13 protein-coding genes are annotated in these 12,608 nt (G+C 57.9%); 2 read left to right on the top strand and 11 right to left on the bottom strand.

Going from position 1 to position 12,608, the window contains the following annotated elements:
• Positions 1-42: 42 nt before the first annotated feature.
• Genes ABLV76_RS19245 through prmB form a run of 6 tightly spaced genes read right to left on the bottom strand, consistent with a single transcriptional unit; the run spans position 43 to position 4,600 of the window.
• Positions 43-324 carry a YfcL family protein gene (locus ABLV76_RS19245; protein WP_004201785.1) on the bottom strand — a complete coding sequence of 94 codons (282 nt, stop codon included), beginning with the start codon at positions 322-324 and terminating at the stop codon, positions 43-45.
• A 31-nt stretch (positions 325-355) separates the two neighbouring features.
• Positions 356-904, bottom strand: a complete 549-nt coding sequence (locus ABLV76_RS19240) for an elongation factor P hydroxylase (protein WP_032456437.1) — start codon at positions 902-904, stop codon at positions 356-358.
• On the bottom strand, positions 904-1,713 hold the full coding sequence (locus ABLV76_RS19235; RefSeq protein ID WP_004201787.1) for a sulfite exporter TauE/SafE family protein: 810 nt from the start codon (positions 1,711-1,713) through the stop codon (positions 904-906). Before ABLV76_RS19235 ends, ABLV76_RS19240 begins: the two co-directional genes overlap by 1 nt.
• Positions 1,713-2,537 (bottom strand): penicillin-insensitive murein endopeptidase, encoded by an 825-nt coding sequence (gene mepA / locus ABLV76_RS19230; protein WP_004201788.1) that lies wholly within the window; start codon positions 2,535-2,537, stop codon positions 1,713-1,715. Before mepA ends, ABLV76_RS19235 begins: the two co-directional genes overlap by 1 nt.
• A gap of 2 nt (positions 2,538-2,539) precedes the next feature.
• The gene (gene aroC / locus ABLV76_RS19225) at positions 2,540-3,625 is read right to left on the bottom strand and encodes a chorismate synthase (protein WP_017899506.1); all 1,086 of its coding nucleotides are present in this window, start codon (positions 3,623-3,625) and stop codon (positions 2,540-2,542) included.
• 42 nt (positions 3,626-3,667) lie between these two features.
• The gene (gene prmB, locus ABLV76_RS19220; protein ID WP_002913346.1) at positions 3,668-4,600 is read right to left on the bottom strand and encodes a 50S ribosomal protein L3 N(5)-glutamine methyltransferase; all 933 of its coding nucleotides are present in this window, start codon (positions 4,598-4,600) and stop codon (positions 3,668-3,670) included.
• 167 nt (positions 4,601-4,767) lie between these two features.
• Here prmB and smrB point away from each other — a divergent pair, with 167 nt between their 5' ends.
• The gene (smrB, locus tag ABLV76_RS19215; protein WP_017899504.1) at positions 4,768-5,319 is read left to right on the top strand and encodes an endonuclease SmrB; all 552 of its coding nucleotides are present in this window, start codon (positions 4,768-4,770) and stop codon (positions 5,317-5,319) included.
• An 18-nt stretch (positions 5,320-5,337) separates the two neighbouring features.
• On the opposite strand, the gene sixA is transcribed toward smrB, so the two are convergent.
• The 4 genes from sixA to ABLV76_RS19195 all read right to left on the bottom strand — a co-directional run bounded on the left by sixA (position 5,338) and on the right by ABLV76_RS19195 (position 9,930).
• On the bottom strand, positions 5,338-5,823 hold the full coding sequence (sixA, locus tag ABLV76_RS19210) for a phosphohistidine phosphatase SixA (protein ID WP_004201794.1): 486 nt from the start codon (positions 5,821-5,823) through the stop codon (positions 5,338-5,340).
• Between the two features lie 209 nt (positions 5,824-6,032).
• Positions 6,033-8,177 carry a fatty acid oxidation complex subunit alpha FadJ gene (gene fadJ, locus ABLV76_RS19205; protein WP_135683402.1) on the bottom strand — a complete coding sequence of 715 codons (2,145 nt, stop codon included), beginning with the start codon at positions 8,175-8,177 and terminating at the stop codon, positions 6,033-6,035.
• The gene (gene fadI, locus ABLV76_RS19200) at positions 8,177-9,487 is read right to left on the bottom strand and encodes an acetyl-CoA C-acyltransferase FadI (RefSeq protein WP_017899503.1); all 1,311 of its coding nucleotides are present in this window, start codon (positions 9,485-9,487) and stop codon (positions 8,177-8,179) included. Before fadI ends, fadJ begins: the two co-directional genes overlap by 1 nt.
• 158 nt (positions 9,488-9,645) lie before the next feature.
• A complete protein-coding gene (locus ABLV76_RS19195) occupies positions 9,646-9,930 on the bottom strand; it encodes a YfcZ/YiiS family protein (RefSeq protein ID WP_004201797.1) in 285 nt (94 codons plus the stop codon).
• A gap of 373 nt (positions 9,931-10,303) precedes the next feature.
• Here ABLV76_RS19195 and fadL point away from each other — a divergent pair, with 373 nt between their 5' ends.
• The gene (gene fadL, locus ABLV76_RS19190) at positions 10,304-11,626 is read left to right on the top strand and encodes a long-chain fatty acid transporter FadL (RefSeq protein ID WP_004201798.1); all 1,323 of its coding nucleotides are present in this window, start codon (positions 10,304-10,306) and stop codon (positions 11,624-11,626) included.
• A gap of 59 nt (positions 11,627-11,685) precedes the next feature.
• Here the strand turns inward: fadL and mlaA are convergent, their stop codons facing one another.
• Positions 11,686-12,447, bottom strand: coding sequence for a phospholipid-binding lipoprotein MlaA (mlaA, locus tag ABLV76_RS19185; RefSeq protein WP_004201799.1), 762 nt, complete (start codon positions 12,445-12,447; stop codon positions 11,686-11,688).
• Positions 12,448-12,608: the final 161 nt, after the last annotated feature.

The raw sequence follows: 12,608 nt of genomic DNA, 5'->3' as shown, positions 1-12,608 counted from the left end.
TTCCCGGGTACGGCTGACGCCTGACCCGGGCTACAACATGGCTCAGGCCTGATTTTTCGCCTGCAGATACAAGTTTTCCCACATGCCCTGCACCAGAATTTGGTCCGGCGGCGACAGCTCGCCAGCGCCGATGGCTTTCTCCAGGCTATGGCTGACTTTGCTGTGTACCGCTTCAGCTGAATGCTCACCCTCACCTTCCAGCTCAGCCACCGCCAGCGTCAGGTGGCCGCGCAGATAACCGCCGGCAAACAGTTCATCATCACTGGCGTGGTCTACCATGTTGTCAATCAGCGCCAGAATGCGTGATTCAAACTCCGCGATCATCGTCTTACCTCTTGTCATGTAATGTGTGGCCTTAGTGCAGGTCTTCCGGCCACGGAAAGTGTTCTGCCGTCAATGGCGGCGTTTGATAATAGTGTTGTAGTGCGCGAATAAGACGCGCCGGACGTTCGGGGATCCCTTGTTCAAGCAGAGTCATCACCTGGGCATGTACCCGGCGCTGAAAGGCGATGCGATCGGGTTCGACGTCACCTTCCAGATTGTCACAGCTGACGTTAAACGGAAATCCCGCCGCCACGCAGAACAGCCACTCCAGGGCCTGCGGTTTCACCTCGACGTCCTCAAACTGGCTTTGGGTCATTGCATCGCGACCGTCCGGGCAGTACCAGTAGCCGAAATCCACCAGCTCGCGGCGGGCTTTGCCGGCGATACACCAGTGGGAGATCTCGTGCAGGGCGCTGGCAAAAAAACCGTGCGCGAACACGATACGGTGATATGGCGTGTCATCGTCTGCCGGAAGGTAGATCGGCTCATCGTCGCCTTTCACCAGGCGAGTATTAAAATCTGCGGCAAAGCAGCTATCGAAGAGATCGATCAGCTGCTGATAATGGTGTTGCTGTTGCATTAATGAATTCCCAACCACTGCAAAATCTCCGCCCCGTGGCTGTCGTAGAGAAGCTTCGCGCTCATCACCGCCGAGACGATAACGATCATCGGTCGGATCAGCGATTGCCCTTTACTCAGCACCAGCCGGGAGCCGGCGCGGGCGCCAATAAACTGTCCGGCCATCATCACAAAGCCGGTGGCCCAGATAACCTTCCCGCCGATAATAAACAGCAGCAGGCCGCCGACGTTAGAGGTGGCGTTGAGCAGTTTGGCGTGGGCCGTCGACTTCGCCAGGTTAAACCCGGCGAGGGTGACAAACGCCAGCGCATAAAACGAACCGGCGCCGGGGCCGAAAAAACCGTCGTAAAACCCGACGCTGCCGCCGGCGACCAGCGCAAACGGCAGACCGTAGAGCCGACGCTGCCGGTCCGCTTCGCCCAGTTTCGGCATCAGCAGAAAATAGAGACCGATGCCGATCACCAGCAACGGCAGGATCTGCTTAAGAATATCGGACTGCACGTGCTGGACCAGCAGCGCGCCGGCGGTTGAACCGATAAAGGTCATCAGAATATTCAGCTTCTGATCGGCGAGATTGACCACCTTGCGCCGGACAAAGTAGAGGGTCGCCGACAGCGATCCGCCGCAGGCCTGCAGCTTATTGGTCGCCAGCGCCTGGGCCGGCGGCATGCCTGCCGCCATAAGCGCCGGCACGGTCAGTAAGCCCCCGCCCCCGGCCAGTGAATCAATAAAACCGGCCAGGATGGCGACAAAAAAAAGCACCACCAGCACCAGCGGCGATACGGAAAACAACTCGATAAAACTATCCATTACAGCACATGCTCATCCAGTAGCGCCTGGCAGGAAGGCGGCAACGGCGGCGGCGTCTTCTTCACAGGTGGGGTAGACCCGGGTTTAGGTGGCTCGAACCAGCTCTGCAGCTCCGCTCCGCAGCCATCGCCGGCCGGCGGTGGCGCCTGATCTTCGCACTCCAGGCTGCCTGCCGGGCAGCGCAGACGGACGTGCATATGGGCGCGATGCTGGAACCAGGGACGAACTTTGCGCAGCCACTGGCGGTCGCTTCCCGCGTCCAGGCACAGCTGCTGTTTAATCGCCGGGTTGACGAAGATGCGGGTCACCTCGCTATCTTCCGCCGCCAGCTTGATCAGCTGGCTGATTTGCGGACTCCACAGCGACGGTACCACGCGTTTGCCATCGCTGGCGACCAGATCCAGGGCCTGCGGCTTCAGCAGCTGGGACGATGTCCAGCGCGTCTGCGGCAGCTGGAGGAAGATATCGACATCGAGGCCCGTCTGATGGCTGGCGTGGCCGCCGTTAAAACGGCCGCCTGCCGGCATCCCCATGTCGCCAATCAGCACGGTCCCCATGCCTTTATTGTGCACCTGATTGCTCAGGCGCTGAATAAACTGAATCAGATCCGGATGACCGAAGTAGCGCCGCTGATCGGTACGCATCACCTGATAGCCGACAGCGTTCAGCGGCAGCGCCTCGGCGCCAACGATACAGCCATTGGAGAACGCGCCAATCGACTGCGCGCTGCCGCCGATTGGCTGGGATATCTTCTGCCATGGCGTGGCGGCCAGGCTGCCGGCGCTGGCCAGCAGCGCCAACAGGGCGATAACGGTGTTTTTCATGGTTACCAGCGTGGAATTGTCGTCGTCACGTCGCCATTCTGAGCGCGCTGACGCATAAAATGATCCATTAAAACGATCGCCAGCATGGCCTCAGCGATCGGTACGGCGCGAATGCCGACGCACGGATCGTGACGCCCTTTGGTGATCATCTCCACCTCTTCGCCAAAGCGGTTAATGGTATGACCGGGAACGGTAATACTGGAGGTCGGCTTCAGCGCGATGTTGGCAACGATCTGCTGACCGCTGCTGATGCCGCCAAGAATGCCGCCGGCGTGGTTGCTCTGGAATCCGGCTTTGGTGATCTCATCGCGGTTTTCGCTGCCGCGCAGCTTCACCACCTCGAAACCGTCGCCAATCTCCACGCCTTTCACGGCGTTGATGCTCATCAGCGCATGGGCGATATCGGCGTCAAGGCGGTCAAAGACCGGCTCGCCAAGGCCCGGCGGTACGCCGTCGGCGACGACGGTAACTTTGGCACCAATGGAGTCGCCCTCTTTTTTCAGACCGCGCATCAGTTCATCGAGAGCGTCGATTTTCTCCGGATCCGGGCAGAAGAAGGGATTCTGTTCAACCTGTTCCCAGTCCTTAATGGCCAGCGGAATGTCGCCCATCTGCGTCAGGCAACCGCGAATGACGATGCCGAACTTCGCGGCGAGGAATTTTTTGGCAATCGCCCCGGCCGCCACGCGCATCGCGGTTTCGCGGGCGGAGGAGCGACCGCCGCCACGATAGTCGCGTAGACCATACTTTTGTTCGTAGGTGTAATCCGCATGGCCAGGACGAAACAGATCTTTGATCGCGCCGTAATCCTGCGAACGCTGATCGGTGTTCTCAATCAGCAGCCCGATACTGGTCCCGGTGGTGACGCCTTCGAAGACGCCGGAGAGGATTTTGACCTGATCCGGCTCGCGACGCTGCGTGGTGTAACGCGAGGTGCCCGGGCGACGACGATCGAGGTCGTGCTGCAGATCGGCTTCGGTCAGAGGAATGCCCGGCGGCACACCATCAACGATGCAGCCAAGCGCCAGGCCGTGCGACTCGCCGAAGGTGGTGACGCGAAAGAGTTGTCCAATTGTATTTCCTGCCATCACGGCTCCATTATTTGTCGTTATGTTGGCGTGTTGTTTTTTTTAGTCTTTATAAATACCGAAGTGCGCGCGAGCGTCAATCAGCTGTTGTTTGGTCAGCATAAAGACGCCGTCGCCGCCGTTATCAAACTCAAGCCAGGTAAACGGCACGTCCGGATACTGCTCCATCAGATGTACCATGCTGTTACCGACTTCACAAATCAGAATGCCGTCGTCGCTGAGATAATCCGGCGCATTGCCGAGGATGCGGCGCGTCAGCTTCAGGCCATCGCTTCCGGAGGCCAGACCCAGTACCGGCTCATGCTCATACTCTTCCGGCAGGTCGGCCATGTCCTCTTCATCGACATACGGCGGATTAGTGACGATCAGATCGTACTGTAGCTTCGGCAGATCGCGAAACAGGTCGGAACGGATCGGGGTCACGTGATGGATCAGGCCATGGGATTCCACGTTGTGCTCGGCGACGGCCAGCGCGTCCGGGGAGATATCCACGGCGTCGACTTCGGCTTCCGGGAAGGCATAGGCGCAGGCGATGGCGATGCAGCCGCTGCCGGTGCACATATCAAGGATATGCTGCGGCTTATGGTTAATTAGACCGGCAAACTGGTTATTGATCAGTTCGCCGATCGGGGAGCGCGGCACCAGCACCCGCTCATCAACGTAAAACTCATGGCCGCAGAACCACGCTTTGTTGGTCAGATAGGCGACGGGAATACGCTCGTTCACGCGGCGAATCACCCGCTCTACAATGCGGTGTTTCTCGCTGGAGGTCAGGCGCGCAGTGCGCATATCTTCCGGGATATCCAGCGGCAGATACAGCGAAGGCAGCACCAGTTGTACCGCCTCGTCCCACGGGTTGTCAGTCCCGTGACCGTACCAGATATTAGCAGCGCTGAAACGGCTTACCGCCCAGCGCAGCATGTCCTGAATGGTATGCAGCTCATTGACTGCCTCATCAACAAAAATTTTATCCACGACATCCTCCAGGGCACACTCTGCTATAAATTCGGCGGCTAGTGTGCCATGAAGACGGCGATAAATCAGCATTCTTGCGTGGGGTGGCGGGGGAAAAAACAGGTTTTCCTTGCCCGAAGGGATATTGAGTCGGGTAAACTAGCGCAAAGTATTAATGAGAGCGGACAATGAAAAAGAAGACATCGCTTAGCGAGGAGGATCAGGCGCTGTTCCGTCAGCTGATGACCGGCACGCGGCAGATCAAACAGGACACCATCGTGCACCGCCCGCAGCGCAAGAAAATCACCGAGGTTGCCCCTAAGCGTCTGTTGCAGGAACAGGCCGACAACAGCCACTATTTTTCCGATGAGTTTCAGCCGCTACTGAATACCGAAGGCTCGACGAAATATGTCCGCGCCGACGTCAGCCATTTTGAGCTGAAAAAGCTGCGCCGTGGGGATTATTCGCCGGAACTGTTTCTCGATTTGCATGGGCTCACCCAGCAGCAGGCCAAACAGGAACTGGGCGCGCTGATTGCCGCCTGCCGCCGCGAGCATGTGTTTTGCGCCTGCGTGATGCACGGGCACGGCAAGCACATTCTCAAACAGCAAACCCCGCTGTGGCTGGCGCAGCATCCACACATCATGGCTTTTCATCAGGCGCCAAAAGAGTACGGCGGTGACGCCGCACTGCTGATTCTGATAGAGGTCGAGGAGTGGCAACCACCGGAACTGCCTTGACGGCGAGCTCCGGGGCCGTCAGATGGCGTTGGCCATTTTGAGGTTGCAGGGGCTTTTCTGCCAGAGGTATTCACCCTTGCCGTCGGCGTCCAGATTGACGCAGGCGATAGCCGAGGTGGTGAACATCGGGGGCGTTTCCCCCGGGCACAGCTCTGAGACGAGGTACCCCACCAGCGGCAGGTGGGAGACGACCAGCGCCGTCGCCACGCCTTCATTTGCCAGCGCCTGCAGATAGGCGCTCACCATACCTACATCGCCGCACGGCGTGAGTTCCGGCATCACGTCGACATGTTTCGGCAGGTTCATGCACTCCCCAACAATATCCAGCGTCTGTTCCGCACGCAGATAGGGACTGACAAGAACGCGCTCAATATCCACTTTTTGACCTTTCAGCCAGGTTGCCATCTGACGAGACTCATCACAACCGCATACGGTTAATGGACGAACCGAGTCGCTGGCTGCATCGAGGGCAGCGTCGCCGTGACGCATAATAAAAACTTGCATATTGCACCGCTTTTGTTAACCAGAAGCACCGAAGTTTAGCCTGCGAAGACAATACGCAGGCAACCCGGTGGCCGGGCATTGTGCCTGATCCATTCAACGAATGAAACGCTGTTTTTTACCTCAATGGCGTAAGTATAGTCAATGATTGTTTACAAAACAGCCAATCAACAGCGTCATCCGCAGCCGGATTTACCTTCTTTGACCACAACTTAGGTCAGCCGTTCATCCGCTGGCCAAAAGGTGGTCCCCTGTTCGGCCATGCGTAACAAAGTGTCACAGGGTGTAAAACGTGGGCCGTACTGGGCGGCCAGGCGCTGCAGGATCGCGGCAACTTCACCCGCGCCGATAGTATCCATATACCGGAACGGGCCGCCAAGAAATGGCGGAAACCCTATACCAAATACGGCGCCGATATCACCATCGCGCGCGCTACGGATGATCTGCTCATCAAAGCAGCGCGCCGCCTCGTTAAGCATCAGCATCACACAGCGCTCAGCCACCTGCTGCGCGGACAACCGCGACTGCGGGCGGTCGATGCCCAGCAGCGGATAGACTGCCGGGTCGGGCCGTTTTTTGCTTTTACGCCCTTTTATCTCATAAAGATAGAAACCACGATTATTTTTTCTACCTTTGCGATCGTCCTTCAAAATCGCGTCAATGATGTTTGCAGGCGGGCTAAAACGTTCTCCAAAGGCATTCTCCAGTACGGGAATAATTTTGGTGCCGGTATCGATACCCACCTCATCCAGCAGTTGAACCGGTCCCACCGGAAAACCGAATTTCACCAGGGCCTTATCAATCACCTCAACCGGTTCTCCCTCCACCAGCAGACGCATCGCTTCATTTATATACGGCGCGAGAATGCGGTTCACATAGAAGCCCGCTTTGTCCGCCACGACGATCGGCGTTTTCCCCTGACGTTTAGCCAGTTGCACCACCGTGGCAATGGTCTGCGGATCGGTTCCCTTATGCGGGATCACCTCAACCAGCGGCATTTTCTCCACCGGACTGAAAAAGTGCAGGCCGACCACCCGCTCAGGGTGGCTGGCATGGGCGGCTATATCGCCTATCGGTAACGACGACGTATTCGAGGCAAAGATAGTCTGCGGCCCGCCGTTTTGCTCCACTTCACTGACCATCCGCTGTTTCAGCGCCAGGTCTTCGAATACCGCCTCAATCACCACGTCGCGATGGGCAAAGCCCTGATAGTCGGTAGTGCCTGTGATCAGCGCCAGCTGACGATCGCGCTCGCTGGGGCGCAGTCGGCGCTGGCGAACCTGTTTGTTCAGCAGATCCCAGCTGTACTTTAAGGCGTGGTTGATCCCGCTCGGCTGAATATCTTTAATTCGCACCGGCAGTCCGCATTTACAGGCGGTCACATAGGCGATCCCCCCGCCCATCAGGCCGCCGCCCAGGACTGCAACGCTTCTCAGCGGAGCGGGTTCCGCCTCGGCGCCACGGTCTTTTTTCAGATCGGTACTGGCAAAGAAGATCGATCGCAGCGCCTGCGACTGCGGGGTCATCGCCAGTTCGCCAAACGCGCGGGCCTCTTCGGCGTAACCGCTGCTGCAGCCGTGGGCCAGACCATTCTCGACGACCTGCAAAATTCGCTTCACCGCCGGGTAGTTGCCCTGGGTCTTGCGCTGCGTTTGCTTGCCGACGTACTGAAATAACAGATGGCGACCGAGGGGGCCCGCCAGCACGCGTTCGCGAACCGGCACCTCGCGGCTGGTCGGGCGTCCCTTCAGCGCCAGCTCCACCGCCGCCTGCAGTAAAATTGTCTGCGGCACCACCTCGTCCACCAGACCGGCCTTCAGCGCCTGGCGCGGCCGTAATTGCCTGCCGGTGAGCATCATATCCAGCGCCGTGCTGACGCCGATTAGCCGCGGTAAACGCTGCGTCCCACCGGAACCCGGCAGCAGACCAAGCTGTACCTCCGGCAACCCGAGTCGGGTTTTTTCGTCATCGCTACAGATGCGGCCATGGCAGGCCAGCGCCAGCTCCAGTCCGCCGCCCAGACAGGCGCCATGGATGGCGGCAATGACCGGAATCGACAAGCCATGGATTTCGGCCATAATCTGCTGCCCCTGGCGCGCCAGCGCTTCCGCCTCCTGCGCGCTGCGGCAGCGGGCAATCATGTTGATGTCTGCGCCGGCGATAAAGTTATCGGCTTTGGCGGAGATAAATACCACGCCGCGCACCGACTTATCGTCGCGTATCTGGCGTATCAGTCCCCGCACCTGATTGCCGAACTCGGCCTTCAGGGTATTCATTTTTTCACCCGGAGCATCAATGGTGATCACCGCGATTTTGTCCTCACGGACCTCAAGCTTAAAAGCGGAAACAGTATCCATTATTCAGCCTCCACAATCATCGCCGCGCCCAGACCGCCTGCCGCGCAGGCCGTCACCAGACCAAATCCCCCTCCCCGTCGCCGCAGCTCATGCAGCGTCTGGGTGATCATCCGCGCGCCGGTGGCGGCAAAGGGGTGACCGTAGGCGATAGAGCCGCCGAGGACGTTAAATTTACTCTCATCCACCTCACCGGTGGCCTGCGCGCGGCCCAGCACCTCGCGGGAAAAGCGGTCGCTTGCCAGACACTGGAGATTGGCCAGCGTCTGCGCGGCGAAAGCTTCGTGCATATCGATAAGCGTGAGATCAGCCAGCGTCAGGCCAGCGCGCTCCAGCGCCAGCGGCGTGGACCATGCGGGCCCCAGCAGCATATCCTGCCAGACATCGATGGCGGTAAAGGCATAGCTGCGCAGATAACCCAACGGCGTCAGACCCAGCTCTTTGGCCCGCGACTCGGTCATCAGGATCACCGCCGCCGCGCCATCCGTCAGCGGCGTGCTGTTGGCGGCGGTAACGGTGCCATGTTTACGGTCGAAGGCCGGACGTAACTTTTGGTAATCCGCGAGGGTTGAATTTTTACGGATATTGTTATCCTGCTCCAGCGGTTCGCGGAAGGGAGAAGCATAGGCGGTCATCACCTCTGCGGACAGCTTGCCCTCCTCCCAGGCTTTCGCTGCCAGCTGGTGTGAACGATGTGCCAGCGCATCCTGTTGTTCCCGGGTGATCCCCCAGCTTTTCGCCATCTGCTCGGCGGTATCGCCCATCCGTAAGCCGGTTGAATATTCAGCAACCGCCGGGGGAACCGGCAGCAGGTCGCGCGGCCGCAGGCGGGAAAACAGCTTCAGTTTCTGGCTCAGCGTGCGGGCTTTGTTCGCATCTACCAGCGCGCGGGCCAGCGTTTTGCTGACGCCGATAGGCAACACAGAGGAGGAGTCGGCACCGCCGGCGATACCGGCGCGGATGGTGCCGGCCATCAGGCTTTCGGCGACATTCGCCACGGCCTGGAAGCTGGTGGCGCAGGCGCGACTGACGCTGTAAGCGTCGGTGTGCACGCTCATTCCGGTACCGAGCACAATTTCCCGGGCGATATTCGGCGCCTCCGGCATCTGCACGACCTGACCAAAGACCAGTTGCTCAATGGCTTGCGCAGGAATGTCGCTGCGCGCCAGCATTTCGCCAACCACCATTTTTCCTAAATCAACGGCGGGAATGCCATGAAATGCCGTCGCCTGACGCGCAAACGGCGTGCGTAACCCTGTGACAATGGCAATGCGATCGCCCTGCCGGGTGATAAGCGGTAATGCCTGACTCATAACTCTCCCCTGTTAACCAAGACAAACAAGTGGTCTGACCTGATAGCATTGTTAACTAATTTTTTACATTAAGCCAATCGGGGAAGCGAAAAATTGCGAGCCAAAACACATTGAACGGAAAAGATAACGCCCCTTTCACGGGGCGTTAAGCGGAGGGATTAACGCAGACCCAACTGGAAGATCAGGGATTCGGCCTCACAGCTAAACACAAAATCGATATCCAGCTGTACGCCGCCGTCAACGTCGGCGAAGACGGGATTAATCTTGCACGGTTCAGATTCCACACTGCGGGCTTTTTCGCTCAGCGCGGCGAGCATTTGCTCTGCTTCCGCACGGTTGGCGAATACGCGGCTGTATGAGGCGGTGCAGTCGGTGTTGTCGACAATGGTCCCAACATCCATACAGCAGCAAACCGGGGTTTCATCAGCGCTACATTTACTCATCGTAGATTTCCTCTGGATATGCACCTGCGGTGCCAGACAATTTATGTGCCTATTTTACGCCCGCTCCCTGGTCTGCCTCCAGCCGATAATCGCCATCGCGGCGTTAAGTGACAGAAATCACACTTAAAAATGATCTAAAACAAAAATCACCTTTTCTCTCTCTCCTTCCCCCCGACAATTTTGCCAGCTGGATCGCGTTTCTGTTATCACAATTGAAAAACTTCATAAACAAACTTGCAACAACTCATCTGGTCAGACCTATACTCAGCGCACTGGTCTGATTTCTCTGTTGTACCGCAGACCCTACACTTCCGCGCTTCTGTTACGGCATGTAACATAGTTTAAAAAAAAATAACTCAATGAGGTTATGGGCATGAGCCAGAAAACCCGCTTTACCCAATCTGCCCTTGCAGTGGCTGTCGCACTTGTTTCCACCCAGGCCTGGTCAGCAGGCTTCCAGCTCAACGAATTCTCTTCATCAGGGCTGGGTCGGGCCTATTCCGGTGAAGGGGCTATCGCAGACGATGCAGGCAATGCCAGTCGTAACCCGGCATTAATTATGATGTTTGACCGTCCGACCATGTCGGCGGGCGCCGTTTTTGTCGACCCGGGCGTCAATGTCTCCGGGACTTCACCCACCGGCAAAAGCCTGAATGCAGACAATATCGCCCCGACGGCGTGGGTACCTAACTTCCACTTTGTCGCGCCGATTAACGATCAGTTTGGTTGGGGGGCGTCCATCACCTCCAACTACGGCCTGGCAACCGAATACAACGATGACTATGCCGCCGGCAGCATGGGCGGGAAAACCGACCTGACCACCGCGAACTTTAACCTGAGCGGCGCCTACCGTCTCGACAGCAACTGGAGCTTCGGCTTAGGCTTTGACGCGGTCTACGCTAAGGCGAAGATCGAGCGCTATGCTGGCGATCTGGGGCAGATTGTCGCTGGCTCGGGCGCGCTGCCGCCGGCGCTGGCGGGCCAGGTAGCGAAGATCCCGGCCGACACGCAGATCGCCCATCTTAACGGCAACGCCTGGGGCTTTGGCTGGAACGCCGGTATCCTCTACGAGCTGGATAAAAATAACCGCTACGGTTTAACCTACCGTTCCGAGGTCAAGATCGACTTCGACGGTAACTACCGCAGCAGCCTGCCGGCAGCCTATAACCAGATCCTCGGCAACTTCGGTCTGCCAGCAGGTACTAATGGCCAAACCACCGACGGTTCACTGACCCTTAACCTGCCGGAAATGTGGGAGCTGTCGGGTTATAACCGCGTAGCGCCGCAGTGGGCGGTCCACTACAGTCTGACCTACACCAGCTGGAGTCAGTTCCAGGAGCTGAAAGCCACCGGCAGCAACGGCCAGACGCTGTTCTATAAAGAGGAAGGCTTTAAGGACGCCTACCGACTTGCGTTGGGGACCACCTATTATTATGACGATAACTGGACCTTCCGCACCGGTATCGCCTTCGATGACAGCCCGGTACCAGCCAACAATCGCTCCATTTCCATTCCGGATCAGGATCGCCTGTGGCTGAGCGCGGGTACCACCTACGCGTTCAACAAGGATGCGTCGGTTGACGTCGGGATTTCCTATATGCACGGGCAGCATGTTGAAATCAAGGAAGGCCCGTATACCTTCCGCTCCGAAGGGACCGCCTGGCTGTACGGCGCCAACTTCAACTACCGCTTCTGATAAGCGGCACACAACAAAAAAGGGTGAACATCATGTTCACCCTTTTTTTTCTTTGCCGATTACTGTGAATCGATATCTTTCAGTTCATCCTGAATGGCCTGGGCGTTCGGATTGTCCGCCGGGGTCAGCTTACCGCCGTTGGCGATAAAGTCATGACGCTGGAAGTAAGCTTCACGCACCATAATGTAAGGATCGGAAGACTGGCGCAGCAGGCCATCGGAATCCAGCAGCTGAGCGCGTGTTTCAATGCCTTCCACCGCCCATTTGCCGATCGACATCGGCCAGGTCAGCCAGGAGAGCACCGGATAGAGGCCATCGGCCATATCGCCGCCTTCGTCGCGCAGGGTAAAGCTGCCGTAGAATGGCAGTTGCACATACGGACCATAGCCGACGCCATAGTGGCCAAGCGTGCTGCCGAAACGATGCGGTTCAACGCGCTGCAGCTGCGGATTAGCCATCCCGGCGACATCGATCAGCCCCCCCATCCCGAGGATGGTGTTCAGGAAGAAGCGGGTAAAGTGGACCATCCCTTTATAGGGGTCGCCCTGCAGGAAGGAGTTCACCATCACCGCCGGCTCTTCCAGGTTGCTGGTGAAGTTACTTAAGCCATTGCGCGCCGGCTGCGGAACATAGTCACGCCATGCCACCGCGACGGGACGAAGCACGTAAGGATCAACCACGTTAAAGTTGAAATTGAACATCGTGCGGTTAAACCCTTCTAACGGGTCTGAGCGCCCCTGCGGCTGATCGCCAGAGCTGGAACTGGCACATCCCACCAGCAATGTGGCGCCAAGCGCAAGCGCCGACAGGCGATAATTCATAGATGTCTCCCTGGTTTTTATGGCTATCGCGAGTTGCCATCCATGACGGAAAGACAACGTTTCCGCCCGTAAAGATGTGAGCGATTGTAACAGCACGTTGAACGATGTCTATATCACCCAAGTTGTTGATTTGATCATAGCCTGGGAATAACGAGATCGCG

The organism is Klebsiella sp. GB_Kp047, assembly GCF_040065235.1.
GTDB lineage: Bacteria > Pseudomonadota > Gammaproteobacteria > Enterobacterales > Enterobacteriaceae > Klebsiella > Klebsiella quasipneumoniae.
The sequence above is the reverse complement of the archived record's forward strand: the minus strand, read 5'-3'. Positions and strand labels throughout refer to the sequence as shown.

Bases quoted from the DNA above. Each gene is read 5' to 3' on its own strand.
- ABLV76_RS19235 (WP_004201787.1), bottom strand. From the start codon at position 1,713: ATGGATAGTTTTATCGAGTTGTTTTCCGTATCGCCGCTGGTGCTGGTG.
- sixA (WP_004201794.1), bottom strand. From the start codon at position 5,823: ATGCAAGTTTTTATTATGCGTCACGGCGACGCTGCCCTCGATGCAGCC.
- fadI (WP_017899503.1), bottom strand. From the start codon at position 9,487: ATGAGTCAGGCATTACCGCTTATCACCCGGCAGGGCGATCGCATTGCC.
- ABLV76_RS19240 (WP_032456437.1), bottom strand. From the start codon at position 904: ATGCAACAGCAACACCATTATCAGCAGCTGATCGATCTCTTCGATAGC.
- mepA (WP_004201788.1), bottom strand. From the start codon at position 2,537: ATGAAAAACACCGTTATCGCCCTGTTGGCGCTGCTGGCCAGCGCCGGC.
- mlaA (WP_004201799.1), bottom strand. From the start codon at position 12,447: ATGAATTATCGCCTGTCGGCGCTTGCGCTTGGCGCCACATTGCTGGTG.
- ABLV76_RS19195 (WP_004201797.1), bottom strand. From the start codon at position 9,930: ATGAGTAAATGTAGCGCTGATGAAACCCCGGTTTGCTGCTGTATGGAT.
- fadJ (WP_135683402.1), bottom strand. From the start codon at position 8,177: ATGGATACTGTTTCCGCTTTTAAGCTTGAGGTCCGTGAGGACAAAATC.
- fadL (WP_004201798.1), top strand. From the start codon at position 10,304: ATGAGCCAGAAAACCCGCTTTACCCAATCTGCCCTTGCAGTGGCTGTC.
- aroC (WP_017899506.1), bottom strand. From the start codon at position 3,625: ATGGCAGGAAATACAATTGGACAACTCTTTCGCGTCACCACCTTCGGC.
- smrB (WP_017899504.1), top strand. From the start codon at position 4,768: ATGAAAAAGAAGACATCGCTTAGCGAGGAGGATCAGGCGCTGTTCCGT.
- ABLV76_RS19245 (WP_004201785.1), bottom strand. From the start codon at position 324: ATGATCGCGGAGTTTGAATCACGCATTCTGGCGCTGATTGACAACATG.